This is a genomic window from Reyranella soli (genome assembly GCF_007992495.1).
Lineage (GTDB): Bacteria > Pseudomonadota > Alphaproteobacteria > Reyranellales > Reyranellaceae > Reyranella > Reyranella soli.
Map to the genome: position 1 here is coordinate 1 of NZ_BKAJ01000389.1, position 846 is coordinate 846.

At 60.6% G+C, this 846-nt stretch carries 1 pseudogene; it reads right to left on the reverse strand.

What is annotated here, in order from left to right:
• Positions 1-9: 9 nt before the first annotated feature.
• A pseudogene (locus RSO01_RS46930) lies at positions 10-769 on the reverse strand (IS5 family transposase).
• Between the last annotated feature and the right edge of the window lie 77 nt (positions 770-846).

The window sequence follows — 846 nt, forward strand, 5'->3', positions numbered from 1 at the left end:
CGTGGACAATTACTTTGTCGAGATGACGACGGAGACGAGTTGGATCATTGAGAGGAAGGCTCTGGCAGTCTGCTCGTATCGGGTTGCGATGCGGCGGAAGTGTTTGAGGTTGTTGAAGAAGCGCTCGATGAGGTTACGCTCTTTGTAGAGATCGGGGTCGTGGGTGGAAACGCCGGCGCGAGACCGATTGAATGGAATGACAGGCTGAGCGTTGGCATGGGCGATGGCGCTGCGGAAGTGATCGGCGTCATAGGCCTATCGGCAAGGACATGCTGGGCGGGCAGACCATCGATCAACGATTGGGCCTGGGTGATATCGTTGCGCTGCCCGGGCGTTAGGATGAAGCGGACTGGGTTGCCCAGAGCATCGACGGTGGCGTGCAGCTTGGTGGTCAGGCCGCCGCGCGAGCGGCCGATCGCACGATCTTCAAGCCCCCCTTTTTGCCGGTGGCGTGTTGATGCGCCCGGACGATGGTCTAGTCGATGATCACGTACTCGAAGTCCGGGTCATCGGCCAAGGCGTTGAAAAGACTCTCCCAGACACCGCCCTCCGACCAGCGCGAGAAACGCCGGAAGGTGCTGTTCCAGTTACCGAACACCGGCGGCAGATCGCGCCACGGCGAGGAGGTTCGGGCGATCCAAAGCACGGCTTCCACAAACAGACGATTGTTGCTGGCCGTGACGCCGCGGTCTGCCGCCTTGCCTCGCAGGTGCGGCGCGATCCGCCCCCACTGACGGTCGCTCAGCAACAGACGAACGCCCTTCACCATTCAAGCCGCCTTCCGAAAAGCAGCTTGAATCACAAAACCAACGCCGCGTGAATCCCCTAATTGTCCACGCTACCTAG